The organism is Sphingomonas sp., from assembly GCF_031426035.1.
In the GTDB taxonomy this organism is placed as follows: domain Bacteria; phylum Pseudomonadota; class Alphaproteobacteria; order Sphingomonadales; family Sphingomonadaceae; genus Sphingomicrobium.
Map to the genome: position 1 here is coordinate 18,209 of NZ_JANPKO010000010.1, position 18,519 is coordinate 36,727.

Below are 18,519 nucleotides of genomic sequence, written 5' to 3' on the forward strand. Positions count from 1 at the left end.
GAGTTGCACCATGCCCAAGATTGACCTGGCGGCGATTGAGCAGACCAACCGCACCGGCTACCCGCCGCCGTTCAACCTGCCGGTCGCCGGTCGCCACCAGCGCCGCCTTGCCCCCGCCACCGGCCTCACCGACTTCGGCGTCAGCGAGGTCACGCTCGAGCCCGGCGCCTGGTCGAGCCAGCGCCACTGGCACGACGGCGAGGACGAGTTCGTGGTGATGCTCGAAGGTGAGGCGGTGCTGGTCGAGAACGACGGCCGCGTGACGCTGCGCGCCGGCGACATGGCCGCCTGGCCCAAGGGCTCGACCAACGGCCACCATTTGATCAACGAAAGCGAGGCGCCGTGCCGCTTCCTCGCGTTCGGCGGCGGCACCAACATCGGCGGCGGCTACAGCGACATCGACATGCGCTTCACCCCCGAAGGCATCTACACCCACAAAGACGGCACGCCTTATCCTCCCTCGCTTTAGCGGGGGAGGTGGCAGCCGCAGGCTGACGGAGGGGGACTTTTCGAGCTTCGACCCGAAAAACTAAGCCGCATTCTCATATTGCTCGATGACCCACGGCTCGTCCTGGGCGGCGTCGATCCACGCCGCAACATGGGGGTGGCCCAGCACCGCCTTGACGTACAGCGCGGCGAATGGCGGCACCGGCACGCCGTAGGTGATGAAGCGCGTCACCACCGGGGCGAACGTCATGTCCGCCGCGCTCCAGGTGCCGAACAGGAAATCGCCGCCGCTGCCGAAGCGCGCGCGGGCCTGCGCCCATAATTGCATGATGCGGTCGATTTCCTCGCGCACCTCGTCGCTGAGTTCCTTGGGCGGAAAGCTCTTGCGCACATTCATCGGCAACTCGCGCCGGAGGTTGGCAAAACCCGAGTGCATCTCGGCCGCCATCGAACGCGCCATGCCGCGCGCCGCGTCGTCCGCGGGCCAATACTTTTCGCGCCCCACGCGGTCGGCGAGGAATTCGATGATGGCGAGGCTGTCCCACACCACGCAGTCCCCGTCCCACAGGATCGGCACCTTGCCCAGCGACGGCGCAAACTCGTCGCCCTGGCGCCGCTCGTCCCACTCGGCGTCGAACAACGGCACCACGAATTCCTCGAACTCTTCGCCCGACGCTTTCAGCGCCAGCCAGCCACGCATCGACCAGCTCGAGTAAGCGCGGTTGCCGATGATCAGCTTGAGCAAGGTTCGAACTCCTAGGTGGTCGCGGCGTCGAGCACCGCCGTCCGCAACTCCGCGATCCCGTCGCCGGTTTCGCTCGAGGTGGTGAAGATCGTCGGATGCGCAGCGGGATGCTTGGCGGCGTCCACCGCGGTCGCCGCGAGCACCTCGGCCAGCACGGTTGGCTTGATCTTGTCGGCCTTGGTCAGCACCAAATGATAGCTGACCGCCGCGGCGTCGAGCATCGCCATCACCTCCTCGTCGACCGGCTTCAGCCCGTGGCGCGAATCAATCAGCACCAGCGCGCGTTTCAACACCTGCCGCCCGCGCAGATAGTCGTTGACGAGGAAGCGCCAGCGCTTGACCAGGTCCTTGGGCGCGTCGGCGAAGCCATAGCCCGGCATGTCCACCAGGCGGATCTTCGCCGGCCGCCCGACGTCGAAGAAATTGAGCTCCTGCGTCCGCCCCGGCGTGTTCGAGGTGCGCGCCAGCGCCTTGCGGTTGGTCAGCGCGTTGAGCAGCGTGCTCTTGCCAACGTTGGAGCGCCCGGCGAACGCGATCTCGGGCAGCGTCGGGTCGGGCAGGAACTTCAATTCGGGCGCCGACTTCAGAAACTCGATCGGCCCCGCGAACAATTTCCGCGCGCGCTCCTGCACGCTGTCCGCCGCGGCCCTCACGTCTTGACCGGGTGGGTGTCGCTGAGGTGCAGCCCGAAGCGGCGGTACAGCCACCATTGCTGGGCGATGGTCAGGATATTGCTCGTCACCCAGTACAATTGCAGCCCGCTGGCGAACGGCGCCATGACGAACATCAGCACCCACGGCATGATCGCGAAGATCTGCTGCTGCATCGGGTCCATCTGCTGCGGGTTCAACTTGAACTGCATCCACATCGTGATGCCGAGCAGGATCGGCAGCACGCCGATGGCGAGGAAGCCGGGCGGAGTGAAGTCGAGCAGCCCGAACAGGTTGAGCGGGGTCAGCGGATCGGGCGCGGACAAGTCCTTGATCCACAACGCGAACGGCTGGTGGCGCATTTCGACCGCCACCATCAGCACCTTGTACAGCGCATAGAAGATCGGGATCTGGAGCAGGATCGGCAGGCAGCCCGCGGCGGGATTGATCTTCTCGGTCTGGTAGAGCTTGAGGATTTCCTGCTGCTGGCGCGCCTTGTCGTCCTTGTAGCGCTCCTGCACCGCCTTCAGCTTGGGCTGGATCTTGCGCATCGCGGCCATCGACTGGAACTGCTTCTGCGCGATCGGGAACATCAGCAGCCGCACGATGAACGTCAGGCAGATGATCGCCACGCCGAAATTGCCAGTGGTCTTGAACAGCCAGTTGAGCAGGTCGAAAATCGGCCGCATGAACCATTCGAACCAGCCCCAGTCGATCGCCTTCGACAGCTTGGGGATGCCCGCCGCTTCGTAGCGGTCGAGCAGTTTCTTCTCCTTGGCGCCGGCGAACAAGCGCACTTCGCTCGATACCGCGGTGCCCGGCGCGACGATGATCGGGGCGCCGGCGTAATCGGCCTGGTAGGCGCCGCCCGGCGCGCGGCGGAAGCTGGCGGCGATCGACGCGCCCGGCGCCGGGGCCAGAGCGGTCAGCCAGTATTTCTCGGTGAAGCCGAGCCACCCGCCGCGGCTGTCGAAACGCTGGCCGGATGCGCCCGCCTCGTCGAGGTCGTCCCAGTCGACATCATAATTGGCCGCGCCGTTGAAATAGGCCATCGGCCCGACATGCATCGTCCAGCCGTCGGGGTCTTCGGATTGCGCCGCCCGGCTGACCAGCCCGTACGGCCGCACCGCGATGGTGTTCGCACTGGTGTTGGCGACCCGCTGGCGCACCGTGAACAGGTAATTGTCGTCGACCGACACGATCAGCTCGAAGCGCTGGCCGGTCGGGCTCGCCCAGCCCAGCGTGACCGGACGCTGCGGCGTCAGCACCGGCGCGCTGGCGGTCCACACAGCGTCGGCCGGGGGCGCCGCAACGCCGCCTTGCCCGCTCCACCCGAAACTGGCGAAATAGGCGCCGCGCGCGCCGGCCGGCGACAGCAGCCGCACCGCCGGCGAGTTGTCAGCGATCTCCTGCCGCTCGCGCACCAGCACGAGATCGTCGAGCCGCGCGCCGCGCAGGTTGATCGAGCCCTTGAGGCTCGGCGTGTCGATCCGCACCCGCGGGCCTTCGCCGAGCACCTGGGCGCGGGTGCGCAGCGCGGCCGGCCCGGCCGGCGTTACTGTGGCGCCCGGGGCGGTATCTGCTGTGGTCGGCGGCAGCGGCCCGGACTGCCCATTGTCGGCCGTCGCCGCCGTCGGCGGGGGGGCGGGCAGGAAATATTCGGAGACATAGCTCCAGCCGAGCAGCACCATCGCGCTGAGCACGACGGCGAGGATCATGTTGCGGGTGTCGTTCAACTGCTGAGGATCCTCGTCATGGTACCGGGTCGGGGCCGTGGCCGCCCCACGGGTGGCAGCGCAGGATGCGCTTCAAGGCAAGCCAGCCCCCGCGCGCCGCGCCATAGCGTTGAAGTGCGGTGATCGCATAGGCCGAACAGCTCGGCTGGTAGCGGCAGCTCGGCGGCAGCACCTTGGACGGCCCCCGCTGCCACGCCCGAGCGACCCAGATCATCCCCTTGGCGATCATCGCGCGAGTTTCTGCAAGGCGCCGGCCAGCTCGCCGCGCAACATCGAAAAATCGCGCTCGATGCCGCCCGCGCGGCCGATCAGGACATGGTCGGCCCCCGACATCCCGCCCGCGGGGAGCAACTCCCGGGCGAGTGCGCGCAAGCGCCGTTTCATGCGGTTGCGGACAACCGCGCCGCCGATCTTCTTGGTCACGGTGAAACCGATGCGCTTGGTTGCATCTCCGTCGCCGCGGTCGCGGACGAGCAGGACGAAACCGGGGGTAGCCGCTCGCCTGCCGCGGTTGGCGGCGAGGAAGTCGGCGCGCTTGCGCAGGATGACTAGGCGCTGAGCTTCTTGCGGCCCTGCGCGCGGCGCGCGTTCAAGACCTTGCGTCCGCCGACCGTCGCCATGCGGTGGCGGAACCCGTGCCGCCGCTTGCGGACCAGATTGCTCGGCTGGAAGGTGCGCTTCATCGCTCATTGCCCTAGTTGATCAAAGAAAAAGGGCCGCCGTCGAGGCAGCCGCTGTCGAGCGCGCCGATAAGCGAGGGGCCGCGCAAAGTCAATTGCGCGGAGCGGCCGGATCGGCGCGGCCTTCGCGCTCGGCCCAGGTCTCCGGCGACTTGGCCGGCGGGTCGGGAATGGCCGCCTCGACAGGGCCTTGCGTGACCTCTTCGGTGGTCGGCGGGAGGGCCGCGTCGGCGCGTTCCTTGCGCAGCGCCTCGCGCCGCTTGGCGCTCGACCGCCGCAGCCCCCAATCGACCCAGCGCCCGGCCTTGGGCTGCCAGCGCTTGAATTTGACGTAGTGCCGCTTGGCCCACATGCTGGTCTTGAGGACCATCGCCAGCCCCAGCGCGAACACCAGGATTCCGCCCGGGCCGGGGACCACGCCGGCCAACGGCGACAGCAGCATCAGCACCAGGCCGACCGCGAAAATCGACCATTCGACCACCGGATGATCGATGAACCGGTCCCACTGCTCGCGCGTGTACATGGCGGCAGATGTGGTTGCTTGGCGCCGCCAACGCAAGTTTGCTTGCCGCGCCCCGATGCGAGGCCTAGCGTCGAGGCGCCGAGCTAGGGGGCCGCTTGCCGCTCCGTTCTGAAGGCCGCTGTATCGCCGCCCCTCGCGGCCACCAATGACCGCGATCATCGCCACCGTCGCCTACCTCGGGCTCGAGGCACGCGCGGTCGAGGTCCAGGTCCAGCTGTCGTCGGGCCTGCCGATGTTCATCATCGTCGGCCTGCCCGACAAGGCCGTCGCCGAGAGCCGCGAGCGGGTCCGTGCCGCGCTCGCCGCGATCGGCCTCGCGCTCCCGCCTAAGCGCATCACGGTCAACCTGTCGCCCGCCGATTTGCCCAAGGAAGGATCGCATTTCGACCTGCCGATCGCGCTCGGCGTGCTGGTCGCGATCGGCGCCGCCGATGCCGAGTCGCTGGCCCACTATGTCGCGGTCGGCGAGCTCAGCCTCGACGGCCGCATCGCCCCATCGCCCGGCGTCTTGCTCGCCGCGCTCCACGCCTCGGCCGCCGATCTCGGTCTGATCTGCCCCGCCATCCAGGGCAGCGAGGCGGCGTGGGCGGGCTCGCTCGAAGTAGTCGCCGCGCCCGACCTGCTCGCGCTGCTCGCGCATTTGAAGGGCTCGGCGCTGCTGGCGCCTCCCGCCGATGCCGAAATCGAGCCCCCCGAAGGCGGCCCCGACCTCGCCCAGGTCAAGGGCCAGGAAGTCGCCAAGCGCGCGCTGGAGATCGCCGCGGCGGGTGGCCACAATCTGCTGATGAGCGGGCCGCCCGGCGCGGGCAAATCGTTGCTCGCCGCCTGCTTGCCCGGCATCCTCCCGCCGCTCGAGCCCGCCGAAGCGCTCGAAGTGTCGATGGTCGCCTCGGTCGCGGGCGAGCTGACCGGCGGCCGCATCCGCCGCCGCCGCCCGTTCCGCTCGCCCCACCACTCGGCGTCAATGCCGGCGCTGGTTGGCGGCGGCTTGCGCGTTCGCCCCGGCGAGATCAGCCTCGCCCATCTCGGCGTGCTGTTCCTCGACGAGCTTCCCGAGTTCCAGCGCGCGGTGCTCGATTCGCTGCGCCAGCCGCTCGAGACCGGCAGCGTCAGCGTCGCGCGCGCCAACACCCACGTCACCTTCCCCGCGCGGGTACAGCTTGTCGCCGCGATGAACCCGTGCCGCTGCGGCCACCTCGGTGATCCCGCCCAGGCGTGCAGCCGCGCCCCGCGCTGCGCCGCCGATTACCAGGCCAAGGTGTCGGGCCCGTTCCTCGACCGCATCGACCTCCACGTCGAAGTCGCCAGCGTCAGCGCCGCCGATCTCACGCTCCCGCCGCCGTGCGAGGGCAGTGCCGAGGTCGCGTCGCGCGTCGCCGCCGCGCGCAATGTCCAGTCGCGCCGCTTCAACGGCTCGGGCGCGCGCACCAATGCCGAGGCCGACGGTGAGTTGCTCGACCGCGTCGCCACCCCCGACGATCCGGGGCGCAAGCTGCTCGCCGATGCCGCCGCGGCGATGCGGTTGTCGGCGCGCGGCTTCCACCGCGTGATGCGTGTCGCCCGCACCATCGCCGATCTGGCGGGCAGCGACGGCGTCGGCCGCATCCACATCGCCGAGGCGCTCAGCTACCGCAGGCAGCCGCCCCGCAATTGATTGCTGCCGAAATCTTCCCTAGCTAGCCTTTGTCGCAGGGCCCCTGTGGCGGAATGGTAGACGCGCTCGACTCAAAATCGAGTTCTGCAAGGAGTGTCCGTTCGAGTCGGACCAGGGGCACCAATCTCTCACTTTTCCGGCGCGTCGAGCAGGTCGCGGATGCGCTTGGCCAGCTCGGCGTAGGTGAACGGCTTCGACAACAGCTCGACCCCCGGGTCGAGCCGCCCGTGGTGGACGATCGCATTGCGCGCATAGCCGGTGGTGAACAGCACCTTGAGCCGAGGCCGCAGCTGGCGCGCGCGATCGGCGAGCACCGCACCGGTGATCCCCGGCAGGACGACATCGGTGAACAGCAGGTGGACCGGCGCTTGCTCCGGCCCCAGCAACGCCAGCGCCGCCTCGCCGTCGCCCGCCTCGAGCACCTCATAACCGAGCTCGCGCAGGGATTCGGCGGAAAAGGCGCGGACGTCGTCGTCGTCCTCGCACAGCAGGATCGTCTCGCTGCGGTCGCCGGCCGGCGCCGCGGCGCGCGCCGGCTCGGCCTCGGCGGTCTCGGCGCCGTGGTGGCGCGGCAGATAGATTTTGACCGTCGTGCCCTGGCCCGGCTCGGAATAGATTTTGAGGTGCCCGCCCGATTGCTTGACGAAGCCGTAGACCATGCTCAGCCCGAGCCCGGTGCCCTTGCCGACGTCCTTGGTGGTGAAGAACGGCTCGACAGCGCGCTCGGCGGTTGCCGGGTCCATCCCCGATCCGGTGTCGGACACGCAGATCACGACATATTGGCCGGGGGCGACGCCCGCGTGGCGCTCGGCATAGTCGCGGTCGAGATGGGTGTTGGCGGTCTCGACGGTCAATTTGCCCCCGCCCGGCATGGCATCGCGCGAATTGACCGCGAGGTTGAGCAAGGCGGTCTCGAGCTGGTTGGGATCGGCCTCGACCCGCCATAGCCCCGAGGCGAGCACGGTCTCCACCGCATAGGTCTCGCCGAGCGTGCGATGGACCATCTCCGACATCCCCGACACCAGTTTGTTGGGATCGAGCACCTTGGGCGTGAGCGGCTGGCGGCGGGCGAAAGCGAGTAGCCGCTGGGTCAGCACCGCGGCGCGATCAGTGCCTTTCATGGCATTCTCGATCGAGCGCTGCAGCCGTGCCGACTCGGCGGGTAGCGTGCGGCGCAGGATGTCGAGGTTGCCGGCGATGATCTGCAGCAGATTGTTGAAATCGTGCGCGATGCCGCCGGTCAATTGCCCGATGGTTTCCATTTTCTGCGCCTGGCGCAGCGCGTCCTCGGCCTGGGTGCGCCGCTCGACCTCCTCGCTGACCCGCAATTCGAGCGTTTCGTTGAGCCGCTTGAGCGCCTCTTCCGCGGCGACCTGCTCGCTGACGTCGATGTTGGTGCCGAACCAGCGCAAGATCTTGCCGTGCTCGTCGCGGACCGGGACGACGCGTGTCAGGAACGGCCGGAACAGGCCATCAGCGCGGCGCAGCGGGAAGGTCATCTCGAACGGCTCACCGCTCGCCAGCGAGCGGCTCCAGCGCTCGACTACCAGCGGTAGCACGGCGGGGTCGTGCACCGACTCCCACCCCCAGCCTTCCTGCGTTTCCGCCGAGGTGCCGGTGTAATCGTACCAGCGGCGGTTGTACCAAAATATGTTGCCGTCGGCGTAGGCCATCCACGCCAGCGCCGGGATATTGTCGGCCAGCGTGTAAAATTCCTCGCCCTTGACCCGCAGCGCCTCCTCGAACTCGCGGCGCTCGTCGATATCGAGCACCGACCCGACGTAGCCGAGATACTCGCCGTCCGGCCCGAACCGCGGGCTCGCCGCGTCGATCGCCCAGCGGTACGCGCCGTCGGCGCGGCGCAGGCGGTACTCGTGGCGGAACTCGACATGGTCGCGGTTGGCGGCGACGAACACCGCGCCCGATTCCTCGCGGTCCGCGGGGTGCACCGCCTCGAGCCAGCCGAACCCCTCGGCCTCGCCCGGCGACTGGCCGGTGAACTCGTACCAGCGCTGGTTCAAATAGGTGCAATAGCCGTCGGGCGCGGTCACCCACATCATCACCGGCGCATTGTCGGCCATGTTGCGGAACCGCGTCTCGCTCTCGCGCAGCCTTTGCTCGGCGGCGAACCGTGCGCTGTCGTCGCGCAAGGTGAGGATCGCGCCGATCTGCGCCCCGTCCTTGAGCAATGGCCGCGCGCTGCCGATCGCCAGCACTTCGCTGCCGTCGGGCCGGCGGATGCGCCAGTGCGCGTCCTCGACCGTCTCGCCGCCGCGTACCGCGCGCGCCAGCGGCAAGTGCTCGAACGGGTAGGGCTCGCCGTCGGTCGTCAGCAAATGGTAGGTGGCGCTGTAGTCGTCGGGCGCTACATCGAGCGTCTTGACCCCGTGGATGCGCTCGGCGGCCTGGTTGACGAACAGCAACCGGCCGTCCGCGCCGGCGACGATTACGCCCTCCGACAATTGGTTGAGAATCTCCGCCCGGTCGAACGCGAAATGCTTGATCTCGTCGTCGGTGAGGGCGGTGACCGAGTCCTGCGAAGTTACACCGGTCATCACTTGCCCTTGGCAGCAGCACTGGCGCGCGGCTTTGCCCCAGGTTCAACCGCTTGTCACCCGGGACTTTAGCCGTGCTATCAAGCCTCTGGCGGCGGCAATCGTCTAGCCGCCGCGACCTGGCCTCGATATGGTGCCACCATGGATGCCCGCACGAGCAAGCAGAAGCACAGCGAGACCGGCGACGAAGCGCGTCAACTCGCCGAGGGCATCACCGTCAAGCGCGACCGGCTGCTCGCCTCGCTGACCCTGATCGCCGGCGTCGGGCTGGTCATCGCGCTGCCCTTCGCGCTGCGCGCCGGGGCCGAGTTCTTCCTTCCGGTCACCGCCGCTTTGGTGATCGCGATTGCTTTGGTGCCGATGCTCGAATGGTTCGAGCGGCGCGGGGTCACGCCCAAGATCGCCGCCGCGCTGTGCGTCGTGATCTTCCTGTTCATCGCCTTGTTCGCGATCGGCTCGATCGTGCTTCCGGCGATCGACTGGATCGCGCTCATCCCGCAGCGCATCGACCGCGTGCGCGCGGCGTTCGATCCTGTGCTCGACATGTATAATACGCTCGAGAAATTCATCAACCGCACCGTCTCGCAAATCCAGTCGGCGCCGACCCCCGGCCGCACGGTGCGCATCGAGACTCCCAATTCGATGCTCGGGCTGATCACCGCCTCGGCGCCGCACGCGATCATCCAATTGTTCTTCGCGCTGCTGGTGATCTTCTTTTTCCTCGCCGGCTGGACCAGCATGCGCAAGCAGACCATCGTCAGCCGCGGCAGCTTCGAGGGCGCGCTGACCACCGCCCGCGTGATCCAGCAGGTGGTCGATGCGACCTCGACCTACATCGCCACCATCACCGTCATCAACGTCATCTTGGGCGCGCTGACCGCGCTGATCCTGTGGCAGCTCGGCATGACCTCGCCGCTGATGTGGGGCGGGATCGTCGCGGTCTTGAACTACATCCCCTACCTCGGGCCGATCGCCTCGGCGCTGCTATTGTTCTTCGGCGGCTTGATGGTGTTTCCCGACGCCTGGTCGGCGCTGCTCCCGCCGGCGATCTTCGTCGGGCTCCACATGATCGAGGCCAATGTCATCACCCCGATGATCGTCGGCAAGAAGCTGACCATCAACCCGCTCGCCATCCTGATTGCCCTGAGCTTCTGGTCGTGGGTGTGGGGGACCACCGGGGCGCTGCTCGCGGTGCCGCTGCTGATCATCATGAAAAGCGTTTTCTCCGCCGCCGGCACCCCCGACATCGCCGGTTTCCTGTTCGAGGACGGCACGCTGACCCATGTCGGCGAGGACGATGACAAGGACGAGGGAGGAGCTGCCCGGCGGGGCGACAGCCGAGTTGACAGTGCAGAGGGCGTCACCTAATCGCCGCGCCACCCCGTGCGGGTGTAGCTCAGTTGGTTAGAGCGCCGGCCTGTCACGCCGGAGGTCGCGGGTTCGAGCCCCGTCACTCGCGCCATTTTCCCTTGCTGGACAATGCGCTAAAGGTGCGCCGATGAGCGCCGACCGCTCCGCGTTCGTGATTTTGGGGCTTGAGCCGGGGGCCGAGCCGGCGGCGATCGAGGCTGCTTACAAAAAGCTCATCAAGCGCTTCCATCCCGACCGCAAGGGCGGCAGCGCCAAGCGCGCGGCCGAGATCAACCGCGCTTATTCCGAACTGCGCAACCGCCCCGCGCCCGAGCTCGAGCGCGATCGCGGCGACGAGCTGTCCCAAGCGATCTACGAGCGCGACGCAGCGATTCGCGCCAGCCGCAGGGCGAAGCCGCGGCCGCGCAGCTGGTGGCCGGTCTTGCTGGTTGCGCTGGCGGTTGCCGCGCTGGTCGACCGCCGCACCGTCGCCGACCTCACCGCCGCCGTCTCCGATCGCATGGGCCGCGTCCTCGACCAGCCCGATTTCGGCCGCGGGGGAGGCGCACAGGCAACCGCCGCGGCCGATCTCGACGCGCCGGTCGACGCGTCGATCATCGCCGCGGCAGTCATCTCCGCCCAGCAATTGGTGGCCGCCGGCGACCGCGACGCACTGGCCGAGCGGAGCCGCCGCTGCCACTTCCAGATGCGCGAGCAGCCGAGCCTGGAGCGGCTCGACCGCTGCGCCGCATTCGAGGATGCCGTGGCGATGCTCCAGGGAAGCGACCTGGTGCGCGATGACGGACATTTCAGGGCGTCGGCGGTGACCGCGCGGCAAATGAACGCGGCACGGCTGCTGAGCGACGATTATTTGGCGATCGAGGCCCGCCTCGACCAGATTCGCGGCAGGGTGTGGCTAATGCTGTCACCGACCGCGCGCGAAGCCGGCATCCTGCTCGATCCGCAGTAAGCGGCGATAGCGGCTAGACCGTGCGCAACCCGCGCTTGGGGCGCCGTGCCGCCTGGCGGCGGTCGAGCGTGGCGCCGATCGCCCTGCACCGCATCAACGCCACCTTGCCGTTCTGGGAAAAGCTCTTGCGCCAGCGCAGCAGGCCGAGCAGGCCGCGGCGCTGCTGGTGGGCGTGGGGGCCGATCGCGCGGCCCAGTTTCTCGGCCTCGGACATCGCCTGGGCAAGCGCGGCGGGCATCGCCATGTCGCGCACCGTCAAAGGCGCGCGCCCCTCCCACGCGATCCCGCGCAGGATTTCCTGCGCGACCAATACGCGCGCCAAAGTCGGGTCGGTCGGCGCCGCCTCGGCGCGGGTCAGCGCGGCACGCAGCTTGGCCGGGTGGGCCGGGTCGAGCGCGTGGAGCGCTTTGACCAGGATGCGGTATTGGCGGTCGACCTCGATACGCTCGGCCGGCGTGAACCCGCTCACTGGCCCGATGCACCGCCAGCGTCGCCGACGCTGTACGAGGTCGCGGGGCGTCCCAGCGGCTGCTCGTGCCCCGACGTCTCCGCTCCGGTCAGCGACCAGCGCAGGTTCTGCGACGCCGCGACCTTTTCGACATAGGGCTGGCGCGGCGCTTCCTCGACAGCCTTGCGCGCCGCGAGGTTGAAGCGGATCGCAACCCTCTGTTCCTCGTCGCCGCTGGCGGCGAGGGCCTCGGCGCCGGGGATTTCGGCGATCGCTTCGGCTTCGTCCGAGCGTTCGGCGAGCGCGGCCGCGGCGCGCAGGGCGTCGCTGTCGGGCTCGGCCTGGGCATAACGCTGGGCAAATGCCGGCGGGCGGCCCCAGCCGCCGCTCCAGCGGTAGAAGATGTGCGCGCCGGAAATCGCGTTCTTGACCAGGCTCGAGGCCCAGTAGGGCACGACATAATTGGCGTGATAATGGGTCGCCGTGCCGACCGGCGCGTGGACCTTGCCGGCGAGCGCCGCCTCGGCCACCTGGCGTGCGCGGGCCCAGCCGGCGGCGCTCGGGCGGCGCATCAGCGAACCGTCGCAGGTGAAGGTGAACTGGCAGCCGGTGGCGCGCGTCGAGCCCTGGTAGACCACCCCGCACACGCTGGCCGGGAAGGCCGGGTGGCGGACCCGGTTGAGGACCACCTGGGCGACCGCTTTCTGGCCGTCGGCGCTTTCGTTGCCGGCCTCGTAATAGACCGCGCTGGTCAGGCATTCGGTGGCACGGGCGCGGGCGGCGGCATCGGCCTTGCCCAGCGCAAACGGCCGCGCGGCGGGGTTAGGGCCGCTGGCAAGCGGGATCGCGAGGTTGATCGCCGCGGCATCCTCGGGCGCCAGCTGGCGCACCAGCAGCGGCGGCGGGGCGGGCGGGGCGGGGGCGATCCGCGCCGCGTCACTGCCCGGCTGCGGCATCACCGGAATCGAGTAAGCGGCGCCGGCCAGCGCGCCGGCCAACGCCAGCCCGAGCGTGGCCAGCACGACGGTCTCGCGCGGATAGGCGCGCCATAGCCGCACCGGCTTCAAGGCAATCGATGAGGTCATTGAGCGTTTAGTGACATAGGGAAACAATACGGTGTGTTCAATCGCTTCCGCCGCGCGGTGCCCGCCACTGTCCCGTCTCGGACCACCGCAGCAGGGGCTTCAAGGGCACGATCCAGGCAACTCCCACGACCAGGTAGAACAGCGCCTGAACGAGCACCGGCCAGCCCCCGACAAGCCCCGAAAGCGAGCCGACCAGTGCCGTCCACACGGCGATCAGAAGGACGATTGAAGCGATCGCCGCCGGCTTGCGCCAGGACGGCTGCGCGGCGCGGGGCGGAGGGGAATCGGCCATTGCGCCGGTCTAGACGCCTTGACCCCCGAAAACGATGATTATTGCGCGCCGAAGGCGGGAGTGTAGCCGCCGCGCAGCCAGCCCGCGAAGCCGTCGTAGATGGCGCGGGCGGCCTGGGCGATGGTGTTGGGGCGGTTGGCGCCGTAGCGCGCGAACAGCGCCACCGCGACGCGGCGCCCGTCGGGCAAAGTGATGAAGCCGACGTCGGTGGTCAGTCCGTTCAAGGTACCGGTCTTGTTCTCGACCCGCGTCCCGAACGGCAGCATGCCTCGAATGCGGTTCTTGCCGGTCTGGCAGCGCGCCATCAGCCCGAGCAGATAATTCTTGCTCGCGGGCTTGAGCAATTGGCCGCTGTCGATGCGCTGGAGCAGCCCGACCATCGCGGTCGGCGTGCTCGAATCGCGGCGGTCGCGCAAATCGCGCCGCGCGCTCAGCAATTGCGCGATGTTGCGGTCGATGCGCAGCCCGGTGATCTGGTTCTGGTCGAGCCACGCCTGCAGCGTGCTCGGCCCGCCAAGATCGCGCATCAGGACGTCGGTGGCGTGGTTGTCGCTGCGGATGATCATCGCTTCCATCAGGCTGCGCGCCGAACGGCCCGAGATAGTGTCGTCGAGGCTGCGCCGGCCATGCTCGACCTGGGCGAGGTAATTGGCGGCGACCGCGATCTTGACCGTGCTCGCCATCGGGAACGGCTCGTCACCGCGAACCGCGACCAGCTCGCCGGTGCGCAGGTCGAGCGCGGCGATGCCGACGTCCGAGCTCTGCCCGGCGGTCAGCCACGCGAGCTGGCGCTCGAGCGGGACCAGCCGCGGCGACGAGGCGGCGAGCGCCGGCTGTGCCCCGAACAGCGCCAACCAGCAGAGGAGAGCGAAAAAGCGCATCCCGGTTCCTTACCGCGTGGAGCTTAATGTGAGATTATCATCGAACCGGGAATGTTGTTCCGCCTACTTAACGACTTTCCCGAGTTGGGACATCGAACAGCTCCAGCCCGTCGGGGCTGGCGAAGCCGTCGAGCGGCACGTCCCACGGATCGGCGGGGATGTCATCACATATGCGCTGAAGCGCCCAGCCGACGCCGATCAGCCGTGCGCCTTTGCGCCGGAGCGGGGCCAGCACACGGTCGTAATGGCCCTTGCCGCGGCCGAGACGCGTGCCGCGCCCGTCGACCGCGATCAATGGTACCAGGATCAGGTCGGGCTCGACCGGCGGCGCGCTTGCCTTGGGCTGGAGGATCCCGAACGGGCCGCCGGTGGCGGCATCGCCGGCAAGAAAGCGGAACGGCTTGGCCGGGTTGGAAAAAGCGGGGAGCGCGACGATCGCGCCGACCGCGCGCGCCTCCTCCAGCGCCAGCAGCGGGCTGATCTCGCTGCCGAGCGGGACATAGCCGCCGACCACCGACGCCCCCGCGCACAAGGCGGTCAGCCGCTCGGCGAGCTGGTGCTCGAGCTGGTTGCGCGTCGCGTCGTCGAGCGTGCGGACAAAGGCCTTTCGCGCGTCGAGCGCGGCGCGGCGCAGCTTGTCCTTGACGACAATTGGGAAGGGAGGTGACGGGACCACCATGGCCGTTTGCCGGAAATCCTCTGACGCCACAAACGTCAGGTGGGAGCCATGTGTGCCGGACCAGGGTCCAACCAGGGACAGCCCCCTAGGATATTTAATCGCCTCAGGGATTTTCTAAGGCCTCGTACCGGGCAGTTCCCGTCGCCTTCTATTTAGGCGCTCTGGCCCTCGGCCTCAAGGGCATCGGCGAGCGCTTCGAGATGCGCGGCGAGCCGCCCGGCGCGGGCGGCGACGATCGGGTCGGGCTCGCTGCTCGCCGCGGCCGGCGCCGGCGCGGCCTTGCTTGCGCCACCCTTGCCCTGTTCGACCAATTGATCGGCGAGCAGCAGCGAGGCGAACAGCAATTGCCGCGCTTCGGACAAGGTGCCGAGCCCGGCCAGTGCCTCGCGGCTCTTGGCATCGACCAGCGCCCCGGCTGCGCGCAGTGTGTCCTCCTCGCCGTCGCGGCAGGCGACGCGGTACGAGCGTCCGGCGATGCTGAGCTCGACTTCGGCCATCAGGCCCCACCCGCGCGGATCAGCTCGTCGAGTTCGGCGACCGCCTCGCGCACCTTGCTGCGCAGCGCTTCGTCGCGCGGCGCGGGGGCCGCCTGCTCCCCGGCACGCTTGGCGAGCGCGCGCTCAATGCGCCCGACAGCGTGCTCGGCGCGGTCCAGCGCTGCGGTAAGTCCCTGTTCGCCCATCGCTCCAACGACTACGCAAGATAGGCGGGCCGGGCAAGCATTGACGCTGCACCGCGCACCCGCCACAGGGCCACCCATCGGCCGCCCCGAGTCCCGCGCGCGGCCGATTGCCGTCGATGGAGCCCGAAACCTTGCAGCCGACTCAACGCCGCCTGGCCAACGCCATTCGCGCCCTGGCGATGGACGCGGTGGAGGCCGCCAACTCGGGCCACCCGGGGATGCCGATGGGCATGGCCGACGCCGCGACCGCATTGTTCACCCGGCATTTGAAATACGACCCCGCCGATCCCCACTGGCCCGACCGCGACCGTTTCGTGCTGTCGGCCGGCCACGGCTCGATGTTGATTTACGCTCTGCTCCATTTGACCGGATACGCGCGCCCCACGCTCGACGACATCCGCAACTTCCGCCAGCTCGGCAGCCCGTGCGCCGGCCACCCCGAGAATTTCGAGCTGGCCGGGGTCGAAACCACCACCGGGCCATTGGGGCAGGGGCTCGCCACCGCGGTCGGAATGGCGATCGCCGAGCGCCACCTGAACGCGATCTACGGCGATGATCTGGTCGACCACCGCACCTTCGTGATCGCCGGCGACGGCTGCCTGATGGAAGGCATCAACCATGAAGCGGTCGGGCTCGCCGGGCATTTGAAGCTGGGCCGGCTGATCGTGCTGTGGGACGATAACAAGATCACCATCGACGGCTCGACCGACTTAAGCCGCAACGAGGACGTCATGGCGCGCCACGCGGCGTGCGGGTGGCAGACGCTCGAGGTCGACGGGCTCGAGGCGGGCAAGGTCGGCCAGGCGCTCGACAAGGCCATCGCCGACGAGCGACCGACCTTGATTCGCTGCAAAACGGTGATCGGCTACGGCGCCCCCAACAAGCAGGGCACCGCCGCCACCCACGGCGCCGCGCTCGGCAAGGACGAGGTCGCCGCCGCGCGCCAGGGCCTCGGGCTCGATCCCAACGAATTCACCATTCCCGCCGATGTCATGGATGCGTGGCGCAGCGCGGGCCAGCGGGGCTCCGCCGAGCGCGCAGAATGGCACCGCCGGCTCGACGCCAGCAAGCGCAAGGCCGATTTCCTCGCCCAGCTCGAGGGCAAGGCCGATGACAAATGGCTCAAGCCGCACCTCGACACGCTGTTCGCCGGCGCCAAGCCGGTGGCGACGCGGAAAGCGTCGGAAATGGCGCTCGAGGCGATCAACGCCGCGGTGCCGTGGACGATCGGCGGCTCGGCCGACCTGACCGGCTCCAACAACACCAAGACCAAGGGCCAGGACGCGCTGACCGCGGACAATTACGCCGGGCGCTACATCTATTACGGCATCCGCGAATTCGGCATGGCGGCGGCGATGAACGGGATGGCGCTGCACGGCGGGGTGATCCCGTACGGCGGGACGTTCCTGGTGTTCGCCGATTACTGCCGCCCCGCGATCCGCCTCAGCGCGCTGCAGACCGCCCGCGTGATCTACGTCATGACCCACGATTCGATCGGGCTCGGCGAGGACGGGCCGACCCACCAGCCGGTCGAGCATCTGCAAAGCCTGCGCGCGATGCCGGGCCTCGAAGTGTTCCGCCCCGCCGACGCGGTCGAGACCGCCGAGGCGTGGGCCGCCGCGCTGGCCAACGACGGCCCGAGCGTGCTCGCGCTGTCACGGCAGAATTTGCGGCCGGTGCGCACGAAGGCGGCGAAAGAGAATCTGACCGCCAAGGGCGCGTACCGGCTCATAAGCGCCGCCGCCGCGCGAAAAGTGATCCTCATTGCCACCGGCTCCGAGGTCGAGATCGCGCTCGATGTCGCGGAGCGGCTTGAAGGGCAGGGGATCGGCGCCGACGTCGTCTCGATGCCGTGCACCGAGCGCTTCGACGCGCAGGACGCGGCTTACCGCGAAGACATCCTCCCCGATGTCTCCAACCGCGACATCCTGCGCGTGTCGATCGAGGCCGGCGCCACCTTCGGCTGGGAGCGCTACACCGGCCTCCACGGCCTGCGCATCGGCCTCGACCGCTTCGGCGCCAGCGCTCCCGCACCCGATCTGTACGAGCATTTCGGCCTCACCAGCGAGGCCATCACCCCCAAAATCCTGGAGAGACTGGGAAAATGACGAAAGTTGCAATCAACGGCTTCGGCCGCATCGGCCGGCTGGTCGCCCGCGCCATCCTCGAGCGCCCCGATTGCGGGCTCGAGCTGGTCGCCATCAACGACCTCGCCGACGCCAAGTCGAACGCCATGCTGTTCAAGCGCGACAGCGTCCACGGCTCGTTCCCGGGCGAGGTCTCGGCCGATGGCAACGACCTCATCGTCAACGGCAAGCGCATCCACGTCACCGCCGAGCGCGACCCCGCCAAGCTCCCGCACAAGGCCAACGGCGTCGACATCGCGCTCGAGTGCACCGGTTTCTTCGCCGACCGCGAAGGCGGCCAGAAGCATCTCGACGCGGGCGCCAAACGCGTCCTGATTTCGGCCCCGGCGAAGGGCGCCGACCTCACCGTCGTCTACGGCGTCAACCACGACAAATTGAGCGCCGAGCACACCATCGTCTCGAACGCTTCGTGCACCACCAACTGCCTGGCGCCGGTCGCCAAGGTGATGAACGACGTCATCGGCATCGAGCGTGGCCTGATGACGACCATTCACGCCTACACCAACGACCAGAAAATTCTCGACCAGATCCATCCCGACCCGCGCCGGGCGCGGGCCGCCGGCATGTCGATCATCCCGACCACGACCGGCGCCGCCCGCGCCGTCGGCGAGGTGCTGCCGGAACTGAAGGGCAAGCTCGACGGCTCGGCCGTGCGCGTGCCGACGCCCAACGTCAGCCTCGTCGACCTGACCTTCACGCCGAAGCGCGACACGACGGTCGAGGAAGTGAACGGTGCCTTGAAGGCGGCCAGCGAGAGCGGTCCGCTGAAGGGCATCCTCGCTTACACCGACGAGCCTTTGGTCTCGATCGACTTCAACGGTGACCCGGCCAGCTCGACCATCGACAGCCTCGAAACCACCGTGCTCGAAGGAAAATTGGTCCGCGTGGTCAGCTGGTACGACAATGAATGGGGCTTCTCGAACCGCATGGTCGACACCGCGGGTGCGATGGCCAAGCTCGGCTGAACATGCCCGGTTTCAAAACCCTCGACGACC

At 68.7% G+C, this 18,519-nt stretch carries 21 protein-coding genes and 2 tRNA genes; 8 read left to right on the forward strand and 15 right to left on the reverse strand.

Annotated features, from left to right (window positions below; genetic code table 11):
- Window positions 1-10 precede the first annotated feature (10 nt).
- Window positions 11-469 carry a cupin domain-containing protein gene (locus tag RMP08_RS00915; RefSeq protein ID WP_310467064.1) on the forward strand — a complete coding sequence of 153 codons (459 nt, stop codon included), beginning with the start codon at window positions 11-13 and terminating at the stop codon, window positions 467-469.
- Window positions 470-529: 60 nt separating this feature from the next.
- Here RMP08_RS00915 and RMP08_RS00920 read toward each other — a convergent pair whose 3' ends face one another.
- From RMP08_RS00920 to RMP08_RS00950, 7 genes are all read right to left on the reverse strand, one after another.
- Window positions 530-1,192, reverse strand: coding sequence for a glutathione S-transferase family protein (locus RMP08_RS00920; RefSeq protein ID WP_310467065.1), 663 nt, complete (start codon window positions 1,190-1,192; stop codon window positions 530-532).
- A gap of 11 nt (window positions 1,193-1,203) precedes the next feature.
- Window positions 1,204-1,845 carry a ribosome biogenesis GTP-binding protein YihA/YsxC gene (gene yihA, locus RMP08_RS00925; protein ID WP_310467066.1) on the reverse strand — a complete coding sequence of 214 codons (642 nt, stop codon included), beginning with the start codon at window positions 1,843-1,845 and terminating at the stop codon, window positions 1,204-1,206.
- Entirely contained in the window at window positions 1,842-3,578 is a 1,737-nt protein-coding gene (gene yidC / locus RMP08_RS00930; protein WP_310467067.1) for a membrane protein insertase YidC, read from the reverse strand. The genes yihA and yidC overlap by 4 nt, the downstream gene beginning before the upstream one ends.
- A 16-nt stretch (window positions 3,579-3,594) precedes the next feature.
- A complete protein-coding gene (gene yidD / locus RMP08_RS00935) occupies window positions 3,595-3,807 on the reverse strand; it encodes a membrane protein insertion efficiency factor YidD (RefSeq protein WP_310467068.1) in 213 nt (70 codons plus the stop codon).
- The gene (gene rnpA / locus RMP08_RS00940) at window positions 3,804-4,124 is read right to left on the reverse strand and encodes a ribonuclease P protein component (protein ID WP_310467083.1); all 321 of its coding nucleotides are present in this window, start codon (window positions 4,122-4,124) and stop codon (window positions 3,804-3,806) included. Before rnpA ends, yidD begins: the two co-directional genes overlap by 4 nt.
- A 2-nt stretch (window positions 4,125-4,126) precedes the next feature.
- Entirely contained in the window at window positions 4,127-4,261 is a 135-nt protein-coding gene (gene rpmH, locus RMP08_RS00945; RefSeq protein ID WP_310467085.1) for a 50S ribosomal protein L34, read from the reverse strand.
- Between the two features lie 88 nt (window positions 4,262-4,349).
- Window positions 4,350-4,781, reverse strand: a complete 432-nt coding sequence (locus tag RMP08_RS00950; protein WP_310467069.1) for a hypothetical protein — start codon at window positions 4,779-4,781, stop codon at window positions 4,350-4,352.
- Between the two features lie 145 nt (window positions 4,782-4,926).
- Here RMP08_RS00950 and RMP08_RS00955 point away from each other — a divergent pair, with 145 nt between their 5' ends.
- Together RMP08_RS00955 and RMP08_RS00960 are read left to right on the forward strand one after the other, a co-directional pair.
- On the forward strand, window positions 4,927-6,435 hold the full coding sequence (locus RMP08_RS00955) for a YifB family Mg chelatase-like AAA ATPase (RefSeq protein WP_310467070.1): 1,509 nt from the start codon (window positions 4,927-4,929) through the stop codon (window positions 6,433-6,435).
- Between the two features lie 39 nt (window positions 6,436-6,474).
- A tRNA-Leu gene (locus RMP08_RS00960) sits at window positions 6,475-6,558 on the forward strand.
- Window positions 6,559-6,563: 5 nt separating this feature from the next.
- Here RMP08_RS00960 and RMP08_RS00965 read toward each other — a convergent pair.
- The gene (locus tag RMP08_RS00965; protein WP_310467071.1) at window positions 6,564-8,990 is read right to left on the reverse strand and encodes a PAS domain S-box protein; all 2,427 of its coding nucleotides are present in this window, start codon (window positions 8,988-8,990) and stop codon (window positions 6,564-6,566) included.
- A 141-nt stretch (window positions 8,991-9,131) separates the two neighbouring features.
- Between RMP08_RS00965 and RMP08_RS00970 the strand changes: the two genes are divergently transcribed.
- The 3 genes from RMP08_RS00970 (at window position 9,132) to RMP08_RS00980 (ending at window position 11,310) form a co-directional block, all read left to right on the forward strand.
- A complete protein-coding gene (locus tag RMP08_RS00970; RefSeq protein ID WP_310467072.1) occupies window positions 9,132-10,358 on the forward strand; it encodes an AI-2E family transporter in 1,227 nt (408 codons plus the stop codon).
- A gap of 17 nt (window positions 10,359-10,375) precedes the next feature.
- Window positions 10,376-10,452: transfer RNA gene (locus tag RMP08_RS00975), tRNA-Asp, on the forward strand.
- Between the two features lie 36 nt (window positions 10,453-10,488).
- Complete coding sequence (locus RMP08_RS00980; protein ID WP_310467073.1) at window positions 10,489-11,310, forward strand: J domain-containing protein; 822 nt, start codon at window positions 10,489-10,491, stop codon at window positions 11,308-11,310.
- A 13-nt stretch (window positions 11,311-11,323) separates the two neighbouring features.
- Here RMP08_RS00980 and RMP08_RS00985 read toward each other — a convergent pair whose 3' ends face one another.
- From RMP08_RS00985 to RMP08_RS01015, 7 genes are all read right to left on the reverse strand, one after another.
- Window positions 11,324-11,779: a hypothetical protein gene (locus tag RMP08_RS00985; RefSeq protein WP_310467074.1), complete on the reverse strand. Its 456-nt coding sequence runs from the start codon at window positions 11,777-11,779 to the stop codon at window positions 11,324-11,326.
- Window positions 11,776-12,843, reverse strand: a complete 1,068-nt coding sequence (locus RMP08_RS00990) for a cell wall hydrolase (protein ID WP_310467075.1) — start codon at window positions 12,841-12,843, stop codon at window positions 11,776-11,778. The genes RMP08_RS00985 and RMP08_RS00990 overlap by 4 nt, the downstream gene beginning before the upstream one ends.
- A gap of 37 nt (window positions 12,844-12,880) precedes the next feature.
- Window positions 12,881-13,135, reverse strand: a complete 255-nt coding sequence (locus tag RMP08_RS00995; RefSeq protein ID WP_310467076.1) for a DUF2842 domain-containing protein — start codon at window positions 13,133-13,135, stop codon at window positions 12,881-12,883.
- A 38-nt stretch (window positions 13,136-13,173) separates the two neighbouring features.
- Window positions 13,174-14,016 carry a serine hydrolase gene (locus RMP08_RS01000; RefSeq protein ID WP_310467077.1) on the reverse strand — a complete coding sequence of 281 codons (843 nt, stop codon included), beginning with the start codon at window positions 14,014-14,016 and terminating at the stop codon, window positions 13,174-13,176.
- A gap of 67 nt (window positions 14,017-14,083) precedes the next feature.
- The gene (locus tag RMP08_RS01005; protein WP_310467078.1) at window positions 14,084-14,692 is read right to left on the reverse strand and encodes a 5-formyltetrahydrofolate cyclo-ligase; all 609 of its coding nucleotides are present in this window, start codon (window positions 14,690-14,692) and stop codon (window positions 14,084-14,086) included.
- A 155-nt stretch (window positions 14,693-14,847) separates the two neighbouring features.
- Window positions 14,848-15,192, reverse strand: coding sequence for a cell division protein ZapA (locus RMP08_RS01010; RefSeq protein WP_310467079.1), 345 nt, complete (start codon window positions 15,190-15,192; stop codon window positions 14,848-14,850).
- On the reverse strand, window positions 15,192-15,377 hold the full coding sequence (locus RMP08_RS01015) for a hypothetical protein (RefSeq protein ID WP_310467080.1): 186 nt from the start codon (window positions 15,375-15,377) through the stop codon (window positions 15,192-15,194). The genes RMP08_RS01010 and RMP08_RS01015 overlap by 1 nt, the downstream gene beginning before the upstream one ends.
- Before the next feature lie 116 nt (window positions 15,378-15,493).
- On the opposite strand from RMP08_RS01015, the gene tkt reads away from it, so the two are divergent.
- Both tkt and gap read left to right on the forward strand, forming a co-directional pair.
- A complete protein-coding gene (gene tkt, locus RMP08_RS01020) occupies window positions 15,494-17,485 on the forward strand; it encodes a transketolase (protein ID WP_310467081.1) in 1,992 nt (663 codons plus the stop codon).
- Window positions 17,482-18,489: a type I glyceraldehyde-3-phosphate dehydrogenase gene (gene gap, locus RMP08_RS01025; protein ID WP_310467082.1), complete on the forward strand. Its 1,008-nt coding sequence runs from the start codon at window positions 17,482-17,484 to the stop codon at window positions 18,487-18,489. Before tkt ends, gap begins: the two co-directional genes overlap by 4 nt.
- Window positions 18,490-18,519: the final 30 nt, after the last annotated feature.